This window comes from Streptomyces sp. NPDC088261, assembly GCF_044740805.1.
Lineage (GTDB): Bacteria > Actinomycetota > Actinomycetes > Streptomycetales > Streptomycetaceae > Streptomyces.
Map to the genome: position 1 here is coordinate 13,312 of NZ_JBIURL010000022.1, position 21,822 is coordinate 35,133.

Annotated in this window: 7 protein-coding genes; 4 read left to right on the forward strand and 3 right to left on the reverse strand. The window is 69.5% G+C overall.

The features are described 5' to 3' along the window. Positions 1–8: 8 nt before the first annotated feature. Positions 9–16,691 carry an amino acid adenylation domain-containing protein gene (locus ACIODU_RS30225; protein WP_401771621.1) on the reverse strand — a complete coding sequence of 5,561 codons (16,683 nt, stop codon included), beginning with the start codon at positions 16,689–16,691 and terminating at the stop codon, positions 9–11. On the opposite strand from ACIODU_RS30225, the gene ACIODU_RS30230 reads away from it, so the two are divergent. Both ACIODU_RS30230 and ACIODU_RS30235 read left to right on the forward strand, forming a co-directional pair. After that, complete coding sequence (locus ACIODU_RS30230; RefSeq protein WP_401771763.1) at positions 16,572–16,895, forward strand: hypothetical protein; 324 nt, start codon at positions 16,572–16,574, stop codon at positions 16,893–16,895. The two genes, ACIODU_RS30225 and ACIODU_RS30230, sit on opposite strands and share 120 nt — an antisense overlap. A 119-nt stretch (positions 16,896–17,014) precedes the next feature. Further along, on the forward strand, positions 17,015–17,551 hold the full coding sequence (locus ACIODU_RS30235; RefSeq protein WP_401771622.1) for a GNAT family N-acetyltransferase: 537 nt from the start codon (positions 17,015–17,017) through the stop codon (positions 17,549–17,551). Here ACIODU_RS30235 and ACIODU_RS30240 read toward each other — a convergent pair. Together ACIODU_RS30240 and sthA are read right to left on the reverse strand one after the other, a co-directional pair. Next, on the reverse strand, positions 17,543–18,016 hold the full coding sequence (locus ACIODU_RS30240; protein WP_401771625.1) for a MarR family winged helix-turn-helix transcriptional regulator: 474 nt from the start codon (positions 18,014–18,016) through the stop codon (positions 17,543–17,545). The genes ACIODU_RS30235 and ACIODU_RS30240 overlap by 9 nt on opposite strands. An 84-nt stretch (positions 18,017–18,100) precedes the next feature. Further along, complete coding sequence (gene sthA / locus ACIODU_RS30245; protein WP_401771628.1) at positions 18,101–19,504, reverse strand: Si-specific NAD(P)(+) transhydrogenase; 1,404 nt, start codon at positions 19,502–19,504, stop codon at positions 18,101–18,103. A 179-nt stretch (positions 19,505–19,683) separates the two neighbouring features. On the opposite strand from sthA, the gene ACIODU_RS30250 reads away from it, so the two are divergent. Both ACIODU_RS30250 and ACIODU_RS30255 read left to right on the forward strand, forming a co-directional pair. After that, a complete protein-coding gene (locus ACIODU_RS30250; RefSeq protein ID WP_401771631.1) occupies positions 19,684–20,514 on the forward strand; it encodes an aldo/keto reductase in 831 nt (276 codons plus the stop codon). A gap of 175 nt (positions 20,515–20,689) precedes the next feature. Beyond that, on the forward strand, positions 20,690–21,790 hold the full coding sequence (locus tag ACIODU_RS30255; protein ID WP_356431615.1) for a DUF475 domain-containing protein: 1,101 nt from the start codon (positions 20,690–20,692) through the stop codon (positions 21,788–21,790). The last annotated feature ends 32 nt before the right edge of the window (positions 21,791–21,822 follow it).

The window sequence follows — 21,822 nt, forward strand, 5'->3', positions numbered from 1 at the left end:
GAGTCCCCCTATTGAGTTGTGTCTCCTTCCTCTGCCATGGACAGCCAGTCGGAGACCGAATTCCACAGCAGGGACAGCATGGGGGGATCGGCCATGTCGTCGTGCGCACACGGCAGCCGTGACTCGCTGATGTGGCCGGACGTATAGGGCTGCCACATGAAACGGCCGGAACCGTCATCGAGTTCGTCCGACGAGATGAAGAGGAGGTCGCCGTGAAATGGGCGAGGGTGGTGCTTCACATAGATGCGGGTATTGTTCGCGATGATTCTTGCCCGCACTTCGGCCTCCTCCTCCGAAATCTCGTTGCGGAAGTAGTCGGGAAGTCCGGCGAGATCGTGGAGAGAAGGCGCCTCGTCTAGTTCCGCCGATTCGTCCGTTGATTTCTCTGCGGAGTCGAGTATGCCGAGCGGGGCGGGCGCATACCCTCCCATGATCACGAGTGCCACCTGCTCGCCGTCTTCCTGTAGTTGTACGGCCATCTCCTGGGCCACGCGGCCGCCCATGGACCATCCGAGCAGGTGATAAGGGCCGGACGGTTGTACGGTGCGCAGTTCTTTGACGTATTCCTCCGCCATTTCCCGGATGGATCCCGGCAACTCACCCGCACCGTCGGCATCCCGCGCCTGGAGACCGTACAACGGGATGTCAGGGGGTACGCATCCGGCCAGAGGCGCGAAGCACCAGCTCAGCCCGGATCGCGGATGGACACAGAAGAGGGGCGGCCGGCTCCCGTGGGTCCTGATGGGGAGCAGCGTACGAAGCGATTCCGTCATCGCGGGAAGGCTGAGGCGATGGGCGAGTCCGGCCACGCTGGGCGCTTGCATCAACATCTGGACAGAGATGTCGACACCCATGACGGAACGAATCCGGCTCACGAGCTTGACCGCCAGAAGCGAATGTCCACCGCATTCGAAGAAGTTGTCCTCGACGCCGATGTGAGGCATGTTCAGTTCTTCGGCGAAGATCCCGCACAGGATTTCCTCCTGGACCGTTGACGGCCCCCGGCTCCCGTCCGCCGGCTGGTGATCCGGCGCGGGCAGGGCCCTGCGGTCGAGCTTGCCGTTCGCCGTCAGCGGGAGGGCTTCGAGGACCACCAGGCCGGACGGCACCATGTAGTCGGGCAGCGTCGCGCCGAGGTGGGCGCGCAGGGCGGCCGTATCGACAGCGCCGGTGTTTGTGGCGGTGGGGACGAGGTAGCCGACGAGGCGTGGGTCGCCGGGCCGGTCCTCCCGTACGGTCACCGCCGACCGGGCCACGTCCGGGTGGGAGAGCAGGGCGGCTTCGACCTCGCCCAGCTCGATGCGGAAGCCCCGTACCTTCACCTGGTCGTCGGTACGGCCCAGATACTCCACCCGCCCGTCGGTGTTCCAGCGGGCGAGGTCGCCGGTGCGGTACATCCGCGCCCCCGGACCACCGAACGGGTTGGCGACGAACCGCTGGGCGGTCAGCCCCGGCCGGGCGTGGTAGCCGCGTGCCAGTTGGGCGCCGGAGACGTACAACTCACCGGCGACCCCCACCGGAACCGGCCGAAGCGCCGCGTCCAGGACGTAGACCTGGGTGTTCCACACCGGACGGCCGATCGGCGCGGCCCCCCGTGGCCATGTCTCCCGGTCCGCCGGCAGGGTGTGGGCGGTGACCACATGGGTCTCGGACGGACCGTAGTGGTTGTGCAGGACGGTCCCGTCGGCCCCGCACAGGTCACGGACCCGGTCGCTGAGCACCAGGGCCTCTCCGGCCTGGGAGACGCGCCGCAGCGACGGCAGGTCCGTGCCCCGCTCCGCCACCGCCTCACCCAGCGCCTCCACCATCATCTGGGGGGCGTACAGCTCGGTGGCCTTCTGCTCCCGCAGCCACGCCACGAACTCTTCGGGGTTACGCCGGACCTCTTCGCCGGGTATCACCAGGGTCTTGCCGTCCAGGAGGGCCGAGAGGATCTCCTGGGCCGAGACGTCGAAGCTGATCGCGGTGAACTGAGCCACCCGCGAACCGTCCTCGGCGGGGACGGCGGAAGCGTGCCAGGCGATCAGGTTGACCAGTGCGCCGCAGGACATCACCACCCCCTTGGGACGCCCGGTGGAGCCGGAGGTGTAGATCAGGTACGCGGGGTGCTGCGGCAGCAGCGGAGCGGTCCGCTCCTCGTCGCGGGGGACGTCGGCCGGCAGTGCAGTGAGTTCGGCGATCACCGCCGGGTCGTCCAGCAGCAGCGTGGGCCCGGTGGCCACGCGCCCGGCGACCTCGGTGGTGGTCAGCGTCAGCGAGGGGACGGCGTCGGCCACCATGAAGGCGATCCGCTCGGCCGGGTACTCCGGGTCGATCGGCAGGTACCCGGCGCCCGACTTCAGCACCGCCAGCAGACCGACGATCAGGTCCACCGAGCGGGGCACGGCCAGCCCGACGACGCATTCGGGACCGATACCGCGACCGATGAGCAACCGGGCGAGCCGGTTGGCACGCGCGTCAAGTTCCGCGTACGTCACCTCCGCGCCGTCGAAGACCACCGCGAGCGCGTCCGGGGTACGGGCGGCCCGGGCCCGGAACAGCTCCGGCAGCGTGGTCGCGGGCACCTCCTGGGCGGTGTCGTTCCACCCCGACACGACCTGGTGCCGCTCCTGGGCGGACAACACGTCCACACCGCTGACCCGGCGGTGCGGGTCCCTGGTGACGGTGTCCAGGACGCGGACGAACCGTTCGGCCAGGGACTCCACCGTTGCGCGGTCGAACAGGTCGAGGGCGTAGTCGATACCGCCGAGCAGACCGGCTGTTTGGATGCCGCTGCCGGTCTCCGGGGAGGTGCGGAAGGTTTCACTGAGGCTGAAGAACAGGTCGAATTTGGCCGGCGGTTCACCGGTGGGCAACGGTTCGGTGTGAAGGCCCGGCAGGTCCAGTGCCACCTGGGTGTTGTTCTGCAAGGTGAGCATGACCTGGAAGAGGGGGTGGCGGGCCATGGAGCGGGCCGGTGCGAGGTCTTCGACCAGTCGCTCGAAGGGCACGTCCTGGTGGGCGAAGGCGGCGAGGCCGTTGTCGCGGACCTGTTCCAGGAGGCCGGTGAACGGCGGGTCGTCGGACAGGTCGGTGCGTAGGACGAGGGTGTTGACGAAGAAGCCGACCAAGTCGTCCAGCGCCTCGTCGCTGCGACCGGCGACCGGGGTGCCCACGGGGATGTCACTGCCCGCGCCCATCCGGGACAGCAGTACGGCCAACGCGCCGTGAAGCACCATGAACACGGTCACGCCCTGGGTTCGGGCCAGCTCCGCCACCCGGGCGTGCACCTCGGCCGGCACATGGATCGGCACCTGGCCGCCCCGGTGCGAGGCGATCGTGGGGCGCGGCCGGTCGAACGGCAGCACCAGCTCGTGCGGCACGCCGTCCAAAGCCTTGCGCCAGTGGCCCAGTTGCGCGTTCAGCAGGCTCTCGGGGTCGGTCTCCTCGCCCAGCAACTCACGCTGCCACAAGGAGTAGTCCGCGTACTGCACCGCCAACGGCTCCCAGTCGGGCGCCCGTCCGGCCGTACGGGCGGCATACGCGACCGACACGTCCCGTGCCAGCGGTCCCATCGACCACGCGTCACCGGCGATGTGATGCACCACCAACACCAGCACACACTCGTCCGGCTCCACCCGCAGCAGCCACGCCCGCAACGGGATCTCGGCGCTCAGGTCGAAGGCATGACCCGCCAACTCGCTTACCGCCTCTGCCAGGCGCTCCGGCTCCACCTCGGCCACGGGCAGATCAAAGGAGGTGGTCGGGGGAAGGATCCGCTGATACGGCCTGCCCTCATCGGCGGCAAAGACTGTCCGCAACACCTCGTGGCGGCCGACCACATCGCCCAGCGCCACACGCAACGCCTCGACGTTCAGCTCACCGGTCAGCCGCAGAGCCACCGGAATGTTGTACGTGGCCGACGGACCTTCCAACTCGCCCAGGAACCACAACCGTTGCTGGGCGAACGAGACCGGAATCTCCTGGGGCCGCGTCGTCGCCACCAGCGCGGGACGGGCCGCACCCGACTCAGTCAACCGTGGGGCCAGTCCGGCCACGGTCGGCGCCTCGAACAGTGCCCGCATGGCGACCTCCACCCCCAGATCCGTGCGGAGTCTGTTGATCAGCTGCACCGCGAGCAGCGAATGGCCGCCCTGTTCGAAGAAGTTGTCGTCCACGCCGACCGTGGGCAGGCCCAGGATCTCGGCGAACACGGCGCACAAGATCTCCTCCTGCACCGTGGTCGGCCCCCTGCTGCCGTCGGCCGGCTGATGGTCCGGAGCGGGCAGGGCCCGCCGGTCCAGCTTGCCGTTCGCCGTCAGCGGGAGAGCTTCGAGGACCACCAGGGCAGACGGCACCATGTACTCCGGCAGCACCGCGCCGAGGTGGGCGCGCAGGGCGCCAGTGTCCGGCTGCGGAGTGTCACTCCCGTAGGGGACGAGGTAGCCGACCAGGCGTTTGCCCCCGGGATGGTCCTCCCGTACGGTCACCGCCGCTTGGGCCACGGACGGGTGGGCGAGCAGCGCGGCCTCGATCTCACCGGGCTCGATACGGAACCCCCGTACCTTCACCTGGTCGTCCGTACGGCCCAGGAAGTCCAGGACACCGTCCGGCCGCCATGTCGCCAGGTCGCCCGTGCGGTACATGCGATCGCCCGGGGTGAAGGGGTTCGCGACGAACCGTTGAGCGGTGAGCCCCGGCCGGTTGAGATAGCCACGGGCCAGCCCCGCGCCCGCGAGGTACAACTCACCCGCGACACCGGCCGGCACCGGTCGCAACGCCGCGTCCAGTACATAGACCCGGGTGTTGGCGATGGGTGTGCCGATGTGTGGCGTGGTGTGTTCACCGGCGGAGAGTGGTTTGGTGGTGGTGGCGCAGACGGTGAATTCGGTGGGTCCGTAAGCGTTGACGAGTCGGCGGCCGTCGGCCCACTGGGCAACCAAGTTCTGGCTGAGGGCTTCTCCGGCGGTGATGAGGGTGGTGACCGACGGCAGGCTGTCCGGTTCCAGGAGAGCCAGTACGGCGGGAGGCAGGGTGGCGTGGGTGACCGCTCGCTCCGCGATCAGACGGACCAGCGGTTGGCCCGGCAGCAGGTCGTGCGAGGGTGCCGAGACGAGGCAGGCTCCGTTGCCCAAGGCCATCACCGTCTCCCAGACGGCCGCGTCGAAACTCGCCGAGGCGAACTGGAGCACCCGGCTGCCTGCCGTGATCGCGAATTCCTCCGCCTGCGCGACGGCCAGGTTCGGCAGTCCTTGGTGGGTGACGGCCACACCCTTGGGCCGTCCGGTGGAGCCGGAGGTGTAGATGACGTAGGCGGGGTGGGCGGGCAGCAACGGGGCGCGGCGTTCGGTGTCGGTGGGATCGGTGTCCGGGAGGTCTTTGAGTGCGGTGGTAATACGGGGATCGTCGACCGCCACGTATGGCAGGCGGCTGTCGGTGAGCCGCGAGGCCAGTTCCACGCCGGTGAGGACCAGAAGGGGCTGGGCATCAGTGAGGACGTACGTGATCCGCTCGGCGGGATAGTCCGGGTCAACGGGTACGTACGCACCCCCGGCCTTGACCACGGCGAGAAGGGCGACGACCAGATCAACGGAGCGGTGCATCAGGACCGCGACCCGCGACTCGGGTCCCACGCCCCGGTCGATCAGCAGCCGGGCCAGGCGGTTGGCGCGTGAGTTGAGGTCCGCGTAACCGACTTCCGTATCCTCGAAGACAACGGCCATCGCCTCGGGGGTACGGGCGGCGTGCGCCTGGAACAGCTCCGGCAGTGTTACGGCGGGCACCTCCCGGGCGGTGTTGTTCCACTCGACCAGGACCCGGTGCCGCTCGGCGGGACCGAGGACATCCACCGTGCTCATCCGCTGGTGCGGTGTGGTCTCCAGGGCGGAGACAACGCCCTCGGCGGCAGTGTGGACCATGGCGCACAGTGCTTCACCCGAGACGGGTTCGGCTACCTGCACGGTGAGGGTGAATCCGTCACCGGCGTCGTCCACGTTCAGTGCGACCGGGTAGTTCGTCCGCTCCTGGTCGTGCAGCACCGCGACGCCGTCAAGGCCGTGGTCCGTCCCCGGCTCGGCGCTCCTGGAGTGCCGGTAGTTGAACAGGGAGGTGAACAGCGGGGTGTCCGCCGTGATCCCGCTGGCCTGCCGCGCCAGTTTCAACGGGGCGTGTTCGTGGACGAGCAGGTCCGCCAGCTGGTTCTGCACCGACTGGACCGTGTCCAGCACGTCCGCGCCCTGGGTCCGGACCCGTACCGGCAGAGAGTTGATGAACAGGCCCAGCGCACGGTCGGCGCCGCTTCCCGCCGCCATACGGCCGAACAGGACGGTCCCGAAGACGACGTCGTCCCGGCCCGCGGTGGCCGCCAGCACCCGCGCCCACACCACGTGCAGGACCGTGGCCGGGCTGACGCCCAGCCTGCGCGACTGGTCCCGCAGCCGCCGCGCCAGATCCGCGTCCATCACGCGACGGAACTCCGTCACACCGGTGCCGTCACCGCGGACGTCGAGCAGCCCGAACGGCGCGGTCGGCTCGGTCACCTCCCCCAGCAGGGTGGAGAAATACCTCCGGTGCTCCTCCTCCGCCACCCGCAGGCGGGCCTGGGCCACGAAGTTCCGGAACGGCAACGGCGCGGGCAGGGTGTCCTCGCGGCCCTCGACAAACGCGCGCACCTCGTCCAGCAGCACGTCCAGGGTGGTGTGGTCCGCGATCAGGTGATGGGCCTGGACGAGCCCGAGCCACTGACCGCTCACCGGGTCGGCCGCCGTGAACACGCGGATCAGCGGCGCCCGGCCGATGTCCATCGATCCAGGGCACGCGGCCAGCATCCGGCCGGTGACGTCGTCGCCGGGTCCCTCGGGCAGATCGACGCCTTCCACCGGGATCGCGGCCCGGCGCACCACCACCTGGACCGGTTCGCGCAGTCCTTCCCACAGGACGGCGGTCCGCAGGATGTCGTGCCGGTCGACGACCTTCTGGAGCGCGTCGACAAACCCGTCGAGCCGCTGCCGGGAGTCGAACCCCAGCAGCACCGGGAGCACGTACACATCGGCTCCGTCAGCGGACCCACCGGAGTCACCCATCAGGTGGTGGAAGAGGATCCCTTCCTGGAGCGGAGCCAGCGGGTACACATCCGCCACGTTGCCCGCTCCGCCGGGGACCCGGGCCACGATCCGGTCGGCCTCCTCGCGGTTCAGCTCCACCAGGGGAAGCAGGTCGGGAGAAAGGGTCACGGCGTTGTCCGGAATCCGGTTCTCCGGCACCGCCACCTCGGCCCGCCCGTCCGACGCGGCCAGTCCGGCAGCCGTCGGTGCCGCGAACAGCGACCGCACGTCCACCGACATCCCCCGGGCCCGCAGCAGCTCCACCACCCGCACCGCGAGCAGTGAGTGGCCGCCCAGTTCGAAGAAGTTGTCGTCCACGCCGACCGTGGGCACGCCCAGCACGTCGGCGAACACGGTGCACAGGATCTCCTCCTGCACTGTCGCCGGCCCCCGGCCGCTGTCGGTTGGCCGGTGGTCCGGAGCGGGCAGGGCCCGCCGGTCCAGCTTCCCGTTCGCCGTCAGCGGGAGGGCTTCCAGGACCACCAGGGCGGACGGCACCATGTGGTCGGGCAGCGTCGCGTCGAGGTGGGCGCGCACGGCCGCCGTATCGACAACGCGGTTGTGAGCGGCGCTGGGGACGAGATAGCCGACCAGGCGTCTGTCGCCGGGGCGGTCCTCCCGTACAGTCACCGCTGCCTGCGCCACCTCCGGGTGGCCGAGCAGCGCGGCTTCGACTTCACCCAGCTCGATGCGGAAGCCCCGTACCTTCACCTGGTCGTCGGTACGGCCCAGATACTCCACCCGCCCGTCGGTGTTCCAGCGGGCCAGGTCGCCGGTGCGGTACATCCGCTCGCCCCGACCACCGAACGGGTTCGCGACGAACCGCTGGGCGGTCAGCCCCGGCCGGGCGTGGTACCCACGGGCCAGGCCCGCGCCGGAGACGTACAACTCACCGGCGACACCCACCGGAACCGGTCGCAGCGCCGCATCCAGCACATACACACGGGTGTTGGCAACGGGCGTGCCGATGGGCGGAGTCCTGTTCCCGTCGGCAGACAGCGGGCCGGTGGTGGTGGCGCAGACGGTGGATTCCGTGGGGCCGTAGGCGTTGACGAGGCGGCGGCCGTCGGCCCACCGCGTCGCCAGGCTCCCGCTGAGAGCTTCGCCGCCGGTGACGAGAGTCGTGATCGACGGCAGGCTGCCCGGTTCCAGGAGAGCCAGAACGGCCGGGGGCAGAAGCGCGTGCGTGACCGACCGCTCCGCGACCAGGCGGACGAGCGCCCGGCCCGGCAGCAGGTCGTGCGAGGGGGCCGCGACGAGGCAGGCCCCGTTGCAGAGGGCCATGACCGTTTCCCAGATCGCCGCGTCGAAGCTTGCCGAGGCGAACTGGAGCATCCGGCTGCCCGCTGTGATCGCGAATTCCTCCGCCTGCGCGGCCGTCAGGCTCGGCAGTCCTCGGTGAGTGACAACCACACCCTTGGGGTGCCCGGTGGAGCCGGAGGTGTAGATGACGTAGGCGGGGTGGCCGGGCAGCAGGGCAGTCCGCCGCTCGGTGTCGGTGGGATCGGTGTCCGGGAGGTCATCGAGTACGGCGATGGTGCCGGGGTCGTCGACGGCCAGGTACGACAGCTCTCCGCCGGCAGCGCGGGAGGCCAGGTCCGTGCTGGTGAGTACGAGGAGGGGCTGGGCGTCGGTGAGGAGATAGGTGATGCGGTCGGCGGGGTAGTCCGGGTCGACGGGTACGTACGCGCCGCCTGCTTTCACCACGCCGAGAAGAGCGACGACGAGATCGATCGAGCGGTGCATCAGGACCGCGACCCGCGACTCGGGTCCCACGCCCTGGTCGATCAGCAGGCGGGCGAGGCGGTTGGCGCGCGCGTTGAGGTCCGCGTAGGCGACTTCCACGCCCTCGAAGACAACGGCGGTCGCCTCGGGCGTACGGGCGGCCTGGGCTTGGAACAGCTTCGGCAGCGTTACGGCGGGCACGTCCCGGGCGGTGTCGTTCCACTCGGCCAGGATCCGCTTCCGCTCCGCCGGGTTCAGAACCTCGATGGCGGTGATGTGCTGGTGAGGGTCGGCGGTGACGGTGTCCAGGACGCGGACGAACCGTTCGGCCAGAGTCTCGACCGTGGCGCGGTCGAACAGGTCGAGCGCGTAGTCGACACCGCCGTGCAGGCCGGCCGGGAGACCGCTGGTGTGAAACGTCTCGGTGAGGGTGAAGGACAGGTCGAACTTGGCCACCGGCTCACCGGCTGGCAACAGCACGGCGTCGACACCCGGCAGGTCGAGGACGGCCTGGGCGTTGTTCTGCAAGGCGAGCATGACCTGGAAGAGCGGGTGGCGGGCCATGGAGCGGGCCGGTGCGAGGTCTTCGACCAGTCGCTCGAAGGGCACGTCCTGGTGGGCGAACGCGGCGAGACCGTTCTCCCGGACCTGCGCCAGGAGGCCGGCGAACGACGGGTCACCCGACACGTCAGTCCGTATCACGAGGGTGTTGACGAAGAACCCCACCAGGTCGTCCACTGCCTCGTCGGCGCGTCCCGCGACCGGAGTACCCACCGGGATGTCACTGCCCGCGCCGACCCGCGACAGCAACACCGCGAGCGCCGCCTGGAGCACCATGAACACGGTCACGCCCTCGGCGCGGGCCAGCTCCGCCACCCGGGCGTGCACCTCGGCCGGCACCCGGAGGTCCACGCGCCCGCCCCGGTGCGAGGCGATCGTGGGGCGTGGCCGGTCGAACGGCAGCACCAGCTCGTGCGGCACTCCGTCCAAAGCCTCACGCCAGTAATCCAGTTGTTCGTTCAGCAGACTCTCCGGGTCGGTCTCCTCACCCAGCAACTCGCGCTGCCACACCGTGTAGTCCGCGTACTGCACCGCCAACGGCTCCCACCGGGGCGCCTGGCTCATGGACCGTGCCGTATAGGCGGTCGACACATCCTGCGCCAGCGGCCCCATCGACCACCCGTCACCGGCGATGTGATGCACCACCAGCACCAGCACATACTCACCCGGCCCCACCCGCAGCAGCCACGCCCGCAACGGGATCTCGGCGCTCAGGTCGAACGCATGACCCGCCAGCCCGGCAACCGCCTCCGTCAGCCCCTCCCGTCCCACCTCGGCCACCGGCAGCTCAAAAGAGGCGGGCGGGGGAAGGATCCGCTGATACGGCCTGCCCTCATCGGAGGGGAACACTGTCCGCAACACCTCGTGGCGGCCCACCACATCGCCCAGCGCCGTGCGCAACGCCTCGATGTCCAGGTCACCGGTCAGCCGCAGAGCCACCGGAATGTTGTACGTGGCCGACGGCCCTTCCAACTCGCCCAGGAACCACAACCGCTGTTGCGCGAACGACAACGGCACCCGCTCGCCCCGCTCCACCGGTACCAGCGGTGGCCGCCTCCTACCGGAGGAGGTCAACCTGCCGGCCAGGGCGGCCGGAGTGGGCGCCTCGAACAGCGTCCGGATCGGCACCTCGGCCCCGAGGACCGACCGGATGCGGCTCACCACCCGCACCGCGAGCAGCGAATGGCCGCCCAGCTCGAAGAAGTTGTCGTCCACGCCGACCGTGGGCAGGCCCAGGATCTCGGCGAACACGGTGCACAGGATCTCCTCCCGCACGGTCGACGGGCCCCGGCCGCCGTCGGTCGGCCGGTGGTCCGGAGCGGGCAGGGCCCCACGGTCCAGCTTGCCGTTCACCGTCAGCGGCAGCGCATCCAGCACCACCAGCGCGGACGGCACCATGTACTCCGGCAACACACCCTGCACCTGCCTCCGCAGCTCGGCGACGTCCACCCCCGCCGGACCGCTCGCCGCGACCAGGTAGCCGACCAGCCGCCTGTCGCCGGGGCGGTCCTCCCGCACCACCACCGCCGACCGGGCCACGTCCGGGTGCGCGGTCAGCGCGGCCTCGATCTCGCCCGGCTCGATGCGGAAGCCCCGTACCTTCACCTGGTCGTCCGTACGGCCCAGATACTCCAGCTGCCCCTCGGCGTTCCACCGGGCCAGGTCACCCGTCCGGTACATCCGCTCGCCCTGACCACCGAACGGGTTCGCGACGAACCGCCGCGCGGTCAGCCCCGGCCGCCCGAGGTACCCACGCGCCAGCTGCGCGCCGGCGAGATACAGCTCGCCCGCCACCCCGGGCGGCACCGGCCGCAGGGCCGCATCCAGCACGAAGGCTCGCGTGTTCGGAGCGGAACGGCCGATCGGGACGCCGCCCGGCACATCCGCGTCCCCGGGACGGACGGTGAAGGTGACACATCCGACGGCCGCCTCGGTCGGACCGTACTCGTTCGTGATCAGGACGTCGGGGTGCGCGGACCGCCACCGGGTGAGCTGCTCGCCCGCTAGGCTCTCGCCGCCGACGACGAGATCTCCCCGGGCGAAGGATCCGGCGGGCTCTTCGGACAGCAGACCCAGATGACTGGGCGTCACCTTTACGAAGGTGGGCGCCAGTTCGGGGGGAAGCCCGTCCCGGAGGTCCGCGATGTGCAGGGCGCCGCCCGAGATCAGCGTGCCGTACAACGGTGTGACGGTCAGGTCGAACGCGACCGACGAGTGCAGCACGGTCCGGCCGCCCAACCCGGGGTACGCGCCGCTCGCCCAGGTGAGGTAGTGGCAGACCGCCGCGTGGCTCACCACCACACCCTTGGGGCGTCCCGTGGACCCGGAGGTGTAGATCACGTAGACGGGGTGCTCCGGCTGGAGTGCCCCTCCTCGCTCGTGGTCCGTGACGTTCTTCCCGGCCATGGCGGACAGGGCCGCCACGGTGTCCGGGGCATCCGTCACGATGCGTGTCACACCGTCGTGGTCGTCCGCCACGCCTGTCATGCCCTCGTGTGTGACCAGCAGTGCGGCTCCGGCGTCGTTCAGCATGGAGGCGATGCGGTCGGCGGGGTGGGCGGGGTCGATCGGGACGTACGCGGCTCCGGTTTTGACCACCGCGAGGAGTGCGACGACGAGGTCGGCCGAGCGGTCCATCATCACCGCCACACATTCCTCCGGCCGGGCGCCCCGGCCCACGAGGACGCGGGCCAGCCGGTTGGCCCGCGCGTTCACCTCCGCGTAGGTCGTCTCCGTACCGTCGAAGACCACCGCGACCGCGTCGGGGGTACGGGTGACCTGGGCCTCGAACAGGTCGGCGAGCGTCGTCGCCGGGACCTCGTGGGTGACGCCGTTCCCCCCGGCCAGGATCCGCTCCCGTTCCGCGGAGTCCAGGATCTCCACGCGGCTGACCGGCAGCGACGGATCGGCGGTCACCGTCTCCAGGACCATGAGGAAGCGCCGTGCGATCGCCTCGGCACTCGCCGGATCGAACAGATCGGCGGCGTAGACGATCAGTCCGGTCAGGCCCGCCGGGGTGCCGTCATCGGTGATCCGCTCGGCGATCTGGAAGTCCAGGTCGAACTTGGCGGGCAGGACGTCCGCGGGCAGTGCCCCGATGTCCGGCCCGGCCAGGTCGAGCGGCGCTTCGGCGGCGTTGTGAAGGGTGAGCATGACCTGGAACAGCGGATGGCGGGCCATCGACCGGGCCGGGGCCAGGTCCTCCACCAGCCGCTCGAACGGCACATCCTGGTGGGTGTAGGCGCCGAGGTCCGCTTCCCGAGTTCTGGCCAGCAGATCCAGGAAGGTCGGATCGCCGGACAGGTCGGAGCGCAGGACGAGGGAGTTGACGAAAAACCCGACCAGATCGTCCAGGGCCTCGTCGGTGCGGCCGGCGATCGGAGTGCCGACCGGAATGTCGTCCCCCGCCCCCAGCCGGTGCAGCAGGACGACCAGCGCCGCCTGCACCACCATGAACACCGTCACGCCCCGCACCCGGGCCAGCTCGGCCAACCGCTGGTGCACCCGCGCGTCAATGGTCAGTTCGACACTGCCACCCCGATGGGAGACGACCGGCGGACGCGACCGGTCGAACGGCAGCGCCAACTCCTCCGGCAGACCGGCCAACGCCTGTCGCCAATACGCCAACTGCTCGCTCAGGAGACTGCCGGGGTCGGCCCTGTCGCCCAGCAACTCGCGCTGCCACACACTGTAGTCGGCGTACTGCACCGGCAACGGCGCCCACTCCGGGGGGCGGCCGGTGGATCGGGCCGTGTACGCGGCCGTCAGATCCCGCGTGAGCGGGGCCAGGGACCACCCGTCACCCGCGATGTGGTGCACCATGATCAGCAGAATGAGCTCGTCAGTACCCGTGTCGAACAGCCAGGCGCGCAGCGGGATTTCCCTGGCGAGATCGAAGCGGTGACCCGCGATCTTCGCGATCGCGGCTCCGAGGCCAGCTGCCGGTTCGACCGTGAGGGGGACCGGGGCGCTCTCGGCCGGCAGGATCCGTTGGTACGGTTCCCCGTCCACCGTCGCGATCACGGTGCGCAGGACCTCGTGCCGGCCGACCACGTCACGCAGGGCGGCCTTCAGCGCGTCGACATCCACCGGCGCGGTCAGGCGCAGAGCCACCGGGATGTTGTACGTCGCCGACGGACCCTCCAGCTCGCCGAGGAACCACAACCGCTGTTGCGCGAACGACAAGGGCACCCGCTCGCCCCGCTCCACCGGTACCAGCGGTGGCCGCCTCGTACCGGAGGAGGTCACGCGCTCGGCCAGGGCAGCGGGTGTGGGCGCCTCGAACAGGGTCCGGATCGGGACCTCGGCCCCCAGGACCGAGCGGACGCGGCTCACCAGCCGGGTGGCCAGCAGTGAGTGACCGCCCAGCTCGAAGAAGTTGTCGTCCACGCCGACCGTGGGCACGCCCAGGATCTCCGCGAACACGCTGCACAGAAGCTCTTCCCGCACCGTGGCCGGCCGCCGGCCGCTGTCGGTCGGCCGGTGGTCCGGGGCGGGCAGGGCCCGCCGGTCCAGTTTGCCGTTGACCGTCAGCGGCAGCGCGTCCAGCACCACCAGCGCGGAGGGCACCATGTACTCCGGCAGCACACCTCGCACCTGCCTCCGCAGCCCGGCGGTGTCCACCCCCGCCGGACCGCCCGCCGGGACCAGGTAGCCGACGAGGCGTTGGTCGCCGGGGCGGTCCTCCCGTACCGTCACCGCTGCCTGGGCCACGGACGGGTGGGCGAGCAGGGCGGCCTCGATCTCGCCCAGCTCGATGCGGAAGCCCCGTACCTTCACCTGGTCGTCGGTACGGCCCAGATACTCCAGCTGCCCGTCGGTGTTCCAGCGGGCGAGGTCGCCGGTGCGGTACATCCGCGCCCCCGGACCACCGAACGGATTGGCGACGAACCGCTGCGCGGTCAGCCCCGGCCGGGCGTGGTACCCGCGGGCCAGCTGCACACCGGCCAGGTACAACTCGCCCGCGGCACCCACCGGAACCGGCCGCAACGCCGCGTCGAGCACATAGACCTGGGTGTTCCAGACGGGGCGTCCCATGGGGACGCTGCTCCTGCCGGTGCTGTCGTCACACGTCCACGCGGTGACCTCGACCGACGCCTCGGTGGGACCGTAGAGATTGTGGAGCGGAACGTCCAGCACGTTCCGGAACCGCGCGGCGACATCGCCGGGGAGTGCTTCGCCACTACAGAACACGGCCCGCAGGTCGGTACAGGCGGCGGCGGACGGTTCGCGGAGGAAGACCTGGAGCAGGGACGGCACGAAGTGCGCGATCGTGACCCGTTCGCGTGATATCAACTCCGCGAGGTACGTGGGGTCGCGGTGGCCCGAGGGCTTGGCGACCACCAACGTCGCGCCCTGGAGCAGCGGCCAGAAGAACTCCCGTACCGACACGTCGAAACCGAAGGGAGTCTTCTGCAACACCCGGTCCGAGCCAGCCAAGGTGTAAGTGCCCTGCAACCAGGACAGCCAGTTGACCACACCCGCATGAGGCACGGCCACGCCCTTGGGCCGCCCGGTGGAGCCGGACGTGTAGATGACGTAGGCGGGGTGGGCGGGCAGCAGGGGGGTGCGGCTTTCGGTGTCGGTGGGATCGGTGTCCGGGAGGTCTTTCAGTGTGGTGGTGGTACGGGGATCGTCGACGGCCACGTACGGCGGGTGGTCGTCGGAGAGACGCGAGGTCAGATCCGTGGTGCTGAGCACCAGGAGGGGCTGGGCGTCGGCGAGGACGTACGTGATGCGGTCGGCGGGGTAGTCCGGATCGACGGGTACGTACGCGCCGCCGGCCTTGACCACGGCGAGGAGGGCGACGACGAGATCGACGGAACGGTGCATCAGGACCGCGACCAGCGACTCGGGTCCCACACCCCGGTCGGTCAGGAGCCGGGCGAGGCGGTTGGTCCGCGCGTCGAGGTCCGCGTAACTCAGTTCCACGCCTTCGAAGACCACCGCGACCGCGTCCGGGGTACGGGCGGCCTGGGCCCGGAACAGCTCCGGCAGCGTCGCCGCGGGCACCTCCCGGGCGGTGTTGTTCCAGTCCTCGACCACCAGACGCCGCTCGGAGCGGCTCATCAACGTAATCGCGTGTACGCGTTCCTCCGTGGTGGAACGCGCCATCCACGTCATCACATCAAGGAATTTCGCAGCATGCTCCCGCACCGCTCGCGGGCTGTAAAGATCCGGGTTCGCATCCACGACCACGGACATGCTTCCGTCGGACGACCTGTCGTACACGGAAATCGACAGGTCATTGAAATTGATGCCACCGAGGCTGTGCGCCTTGCTGGGGGCGTCGCCGAATGTCAGGCCGTAGTCGAAGGAGACGATATTGACGAGGAGGGGGTAAAGCCCGCCGCGCCCCACGAGCTTCAGGTCTCTGAGGATGTCCTCGTAGCGGTAACGCTGGTGCCGTAAAGCGTCCCGTACTCCGCGGGACACCTGCTTCACGAGTTCCCCCACCGTGGCCTCGGGCCGTACGGTGAGGCGCACGGGAACGATATTGGCCGTCATTCCCGGGACGTCCCGCAGCGCGGTCGCTCTGCCCATCACGGGAACGCCGAGAATGATGTCCTCCTGTCCCGTGGTGCGATGCAGATAGGCGGCGCTCGCGGCCAGGGAAAGACCCGAGAGGCTCGTTCCCAGGCGGCGGGCGGAGCTTCTGAGTTCCGCCGCGGCGCCGGGAGGGATGTGGAGCGTGTGGCGTGTCAATTCATGGGGAGTGGTCGAAGGTTCCCGGCCACTCAGGCCGACCGGCCGCGGGCGGTCGGCAAGACGCTCCGTCCAGAACTCCCGGTCCCGTTGGAACGCCTCGGACGCCCGGTAGTCGGCGTCGGCGTCCATCAGGACGGAACTCGAAGGAAGCGGAGGGTCCGTGAGGGATTCGCCGGCCAGCAGGGCCGTGTAGACCGCGGCCACCCGGGCGGCTATCAGGGGTCCCGCGAGTCCGTCCGCGATGATGTGGTGTATTCGCTGGTACCAGAAGGAGAGGTCGTCGTCCACCTTGAACAGGGCGTGGCCGAAAAGCTCGCCGCCCCGGAGATCTATCGGGCGCCGCATGTCCGCCCGCATCCAGCTCTCCGCCGTGGAGCGGGGATCTTCTTCACCGCTCACGTCGATCACGGGAAAAGGCCAGTCACTCCGCGGTTCGGCATACTGCCGGGGGAGTTCGTCCGAGGTTCCCCCGGACGCCGTTGCCTCGAAACGCAGGTGAAAACAATCGACTTCCTGGACGACTCTCCGTACGGCCGCCTCAAAGAATTCCGTGTTCACGTGTCCGTGAATCTCGATGTATTCACCCATGTTGTAGATGGGATTGTCCGGATCCATTTGCTGCGCGTGCCACACGCCAAGCTGTCCGGCCATCAGTTCACGACGGCCACCATGCGATCCAGACATCTCCGCACCCCGGTCAACGCTCACGCTCCCCATCGGGAGCAGCCCATTAAGCAATTTGACAGCAACGTCGATCCGGATCACCCTCTCAAGCCGAACCGAACACTGTCAATCATTCTTGGCGAAGTATGCATTTAGATGGTGTTTGATGTTTGTTTGCGACGGCTGTTTACTGTTTTGCCGTATTTCTCGCCCCGCGATAAACCGGATACGGAATGCCCGCGCGGACCTCCAGGGGGGCGTGAGAGGCTTGGGGGGTGCTGCTCCAGACCCCCCGGCTCCGCCTGCGCCGCTTCCAGGCCGACGACGCGCCCGCCTTCTCGGCCTACCAGTCCGACCCGGACGTCGCCCGCTACCAGAGCTGGACCCCGCCGGTCCCGGTCGCGGAGGCCACGCGGCTCGTGGAGCGGTTCGCCGCCGCCGACCCCGCCCTGCCCGGCTGGTTCCAGTACGCGATCGAGCTGAAGGCCGACGGGTGCCTGATCGGGGACGTCGGGGTGAACCTGCACGAGAACCTGATGCAGGCCGAGATGGGCTTCACTCTCGCCGCCGACCGGCAGGGGCACGGCTACGCCACGGAGGCCGTACGCGCCGTGCTGGACGACCTGTTCGTGCGCGGACTGCGCCGGGTGTCGGCGGAGTGCGACGTCCGCAACACCCGCTCCGCCCGGCTGCTGGAACGGGTCGGCTTCCAGCGGGAGGGCCTGCGCCCCGCGTTCACCTGGCTCAAGGGTGAGTGGACCGACGACCTGCTCTTCGGCCTCCTCGCGGACCGCGGGCCCAACTCAGCCTGAGCGGTGCGACGGTCCGCCGGGCGGGGACACGGCCAGCCGGTCCAGCACCTCGATCAGACCCGGCAGGGCCGCCAGCTCCTCGGGGCTCAGCGTGGTCTCGATGGCGTGCGCCAGCCACGCCTCGCGCCCCTCCATGGCGGCCCGCAGCACGTCCCGCCCCTCGTCCGTGGCCTCCACCAGGAACCGCCGGCCGTCGTCGGGGTCGGGGTGGCGGGTGATGAGCCCGCCCTTCTCCAGCGCGGCCAGCGTCTGCGCCATGGACTGCGGCCGCATGTACTCCGCCGCGGCCAGGTCGCTGGTCGTGGCGGGCGGCCCACTGACCACCCGGTGCAGGGCCGCGAGCTGACTCCGGGTCCACACCGACGACCCGGGCCCGCCCTCCGCCCGCAGCCGCCCGCGCAGTCTGCCCAGGGCGAGCGACAGGCCCACCGCCGCCCGCGCCGCCTCGTTGCTCCGACCGGTCATGGGCCGCATCGTACCGTAAATGCGCAGGTAGCCTGAAGAACAAGCGGCGGAGAAGCGGGCCGGTCAGCGTTCCAAGCAGGGCGGTCAGCGTTCCATGCGGTCGATCTGGCGGATCTTGTTCGTCACGTCGAGCGCCGCGACCTTGTAGGACTCCGCGAGCGTCGGGTAGTTGAACACCGCGTCCACCAGGTAGTCGACCGTCCCGCCGCACCCCATCACGGCCTGCCCGATGTGGATCAGCTCGGTCGCGCCGGAGCCGAAGCAGTGCACCCCCAGCAGCTTCCGGTCCCCCGGCGACACCAGCAGTTTCAGCATGCCGTGCGTGTCCCCGATGATCTGCCCCCTGGCCAGTTCGCGGTAGCGCGAGACACCGACCTCGAACGGCACCTTCTCGTCGGTCAGCTGGTCCTCGGTCTTCCCGATGAAGCTGATCTCGGGAATGGTGTAGATCCCGATCGGCTGCAAGTGGTGCATCGCGTTCACCGGCTCGTCGCACGCGTGGTACGCGGCGGCGCGGCCCTGTTCCATCGAGGTCGCGGCCAGCGCGGGGAAGCCGATGACGTCACCGACGGCGTAGATGTGCGGCACGGTGGTGCGGTAGTGCTCGTCCACGCTGATGCGCCCGCGCTTGTCGGCGCTCAACCCCGCCTTGTCCAGGTCGAGTTCGTCCGTCAACCCCTGGCGTCCCGCCGAGTACATCACCGCGTCGGCGGCTATCTTCTTGCCGCTCTCCAGGACGGTGAGCGTGCCGTGTTCGTGCCGCTCCACCGCCGCGACCGTCTCGCCGAACCGGAACGTGACGGCCAGGTCCCTGAGGCGGTACTTGAGCGCCTCGACCACCTCCACGTCACAGAAGTCCAGCATCCCGTCCCGCTGTTCCACCACGGTGATCTTGCTGCCGAGGGCCGCGAACATCGAGGCGTACTCCATGCCGATGACCCCGGCGCCCACGATCACCATGGACCGCGGCACGTCCGCCATGTTGAGGACGCTGTCCGAGTCCATGACCGTACGGTCGTCGAACTCGACGGTCGCCGGGCGGGCCGGACGGGTGCCGGTCGCGATGACGATGTGGTCGGCGGTCAGCAGCCGGTCCTGCCCCGACGCGTCCCGTACGGCCACGGTGTGGTCGTCCACGAACCTCCCGGTGCCCGAGAGCAGCGTGACCTGGTTCCTGGCCAGCTGATTGCGGACGACGTCGACCTCGCGGCTGACCACGTGCTGCGTACGGGCCGTCAGGTCGGCGACGGTGATCTCTTCCTTGAGCCGGTAGCTCTGGCCGTACAGGTCGCGCTGGCTGAGCCCGGTGAGATAGAGCACCGCCTCGCGCAGTGTCTTGGAGGGCACCGTCCCCGTGTGGATGGAGACGCCCCCGACCATGTCGGGGCGGTCGGCGATCGCCACCCGGCGGCCGAGCTTGGCCGCGGCGATGGCGGCCTTCTGGCCGCCCGGTCCTGATCCGATGACAAGCATGTCGAAGTCGGGCACGGAAGGAGTCTGTCAGCCACCCGCGCTTCCCGGAAGGGCGGGTCCGATGCGCGGGACGGCCCCATCAATCACGGCCCGGTCCCCGGATCATGGGTACGTTTTGTCCTGTCCAGGGAGATCGAGTCACTTTCTGTGCGGATATCTTCCCGCTGGTGACCGAAACGGATCGAGGAAACCCCATGCCCGCTGTCCCCACCCGCACGCTCAACAACGGCGTCACCATCCCGCAGCTCGGATTCGGCGTCTTCCAGATCCCGCCGGAGCAGACCCGCGACGCGACGCTCGTCGCCCTGGAGACCGGCTACCGGCACATCGACACCGCCGAGGCCTACGGGAACGAGAAGGAGGTCGGCCGGGCGATCCGCGACTCCGGCGTCGACCGGAACGAGATCTTCGTGACCAGCAAGCTCAACGACCGGGCCCACGCGCCCGAGGACGCCCTGCGGGCCTTCGACCGCACCCTGGAGGTCCTCGACATCGGCCCCCTCGACCTCTTCCTCATCCACTGGCCGATCCCGTCCGTGGGCGACTTCGTGGAGACCTGGCACGCCATGGAGGAGATGTACCGCGGCGGGCGGGTCCGGGCGGTCGGCGTCTCCAACTTCCAGCCCCACCACCTGCGCCGGCTGCTCCAGAACAGCGTGATCGTGCCGGCCGCCAACCAGATCGAAGTCCACCCCTACCTGACCCAGGACGACGTACGGGCCTTCAACGCCGAACACGACATCGCCACCGAGGCGTGGTCCCCGATCGCCCAGGGCAAGGTGCTGGACGACCCCACCATCACGTCCATCGCCGAGCGCCTCGGCCGCACCCCCGCCCAGGTGACCCTCCGCTGGCACCTCCAGCGCGGCGACATCGTCTTCCCGAAGTCGGTCACCCGCGCCCGGATCGAGGAGAACTTCCGACTCTTCGACTTCACCCTCACCGAGGGGGACATGGCGGAGATCTCGGCGCTCAACCGCGACGAGCGCACCGGCTTCGACCCGGACCGCTACCCCAACAACTGACTCCCGGAAGACCGACCGGCGGGGACGGTCGTACGAACATCCGGGTCGCGGGGCCCGTCGGCCGCCCCGCCAGGACGGTGTACGGCGCATGATGATTCACTGGGCCGGAGATCCGCGCCTTCGTACACGGATGACGCGCCTTCGTACACGGATGATACGGATGATGGGGTAGCCAGTGATTCTGAAGACCTTCCGGTGGGCCTTCGTGGTGACCGCCCTCGGCCTGGGGCTGGGGGTCCTCTACGACGGTACGAAAGCGCTGGGGATCGTCGCGATCCTGGCGGTGCTGGAGATCTCGCTGTCCTTCGACAACGCGGTGATCAACGCCGGAATCCTCAAGAAGATGAGTGCCTTCTGGCAGAAGATCTTCCTCACCATCGGCGTGCTGATCGCCGTCTTCGGCATGCGGCTGGTCTTCCCCGTCCTGATCGTGTCCGTCACGGCCAAGATCGGTCCGATCGAGTCCGTACGGCTCGCCCTGAACGACAAGGACCGCTACCAGCAGCTCGTCACCGACGCGCACCCGTCGATCGCGGCCTTCGGCGGCATGTTCCTGCTGATGATCTTCCTCAACTTCATCTTCGAGGACCGGGAGATCAAGTGGCAGGCCTGGCTGGAGCGGCCGCTGGCCAAGCTCGGCCAGGTCGACATGCTCGCCGTCTGCCTCGCGCTGATCGCGCTGCTCATCGCGTCCATGACGGTCGCCACGAGCGCCCACCAGCACGGCGGGCATCATGCCGACAAGGCGTCCACGGTGCTCACGGCGGGGGTCGCGGGCCTCATCACGTATCTGATCGTCGGCGGGCTCTCCAGCTTCTTCGAGGGCCGGCTGGAGGAGGAAGAGGAACGCGAGACCGAAAAGGCCGAGGAGGTCGGCCGGGCGCGCTCGGCGGCGGCCGTCACGGGCAAGGCCGCGTTCTTCATGTTCCTCTACCTGGAAGTCATCGACGCGTCGTTCTCCTTCGACGGGGTCATCGGCGCGTTCGCCATCACCAACGACATCGTGCTGCTGGCGCTGGGCCTCGGCATCGGCGCGATGTACGTCAGGTCGCTCACGGTCTTCCTCGTGCGCAAGGGCACGCTGGACGACTACGTGTACCTGGAGCACGGCGCGCACTACGCGATCGGGGCGCTCGCCGTGATCCTCATCGTCACCATCCAGTACCAGATCAGCGAACTCGTCACCGGGCTCGTCGGTGTGGTCCTGATCGGCTGGTCGTTCTGGTCCTCGGTCCTCCGCAACAGGCGTCTCGCGAGCAGCGGGTCCGACGCCTGAGGCCCGCCTCCGGGCGGGCCTCCCGGTCTCTG

Excerpts from the sequence above, each read along its gene's own strand:
- ACIODU_RS30250 (WP_401771631.1), top strand. The coding sequence starts at position 19,684 with ATGCCCGCTGTCCCCACCCGCACGCTCAACAACGGCGTCACCATCCCG.
- ACIODU_RS30225 (WP_401771621.1), bottom strand. The coding sequence starts at position 16,691 with ATGGATCCGGACAATCCCATCTACAACATGGGTGAATACATCGAGATT.
- ACIODU_RS30240 (WP_401771625.1), bottom strand. The coding sequence starts at position 18,016 with ATGACCGGTCGGAGCAACGAGGCGGCGCGGGCGGCGGTGGGCCTGTCG.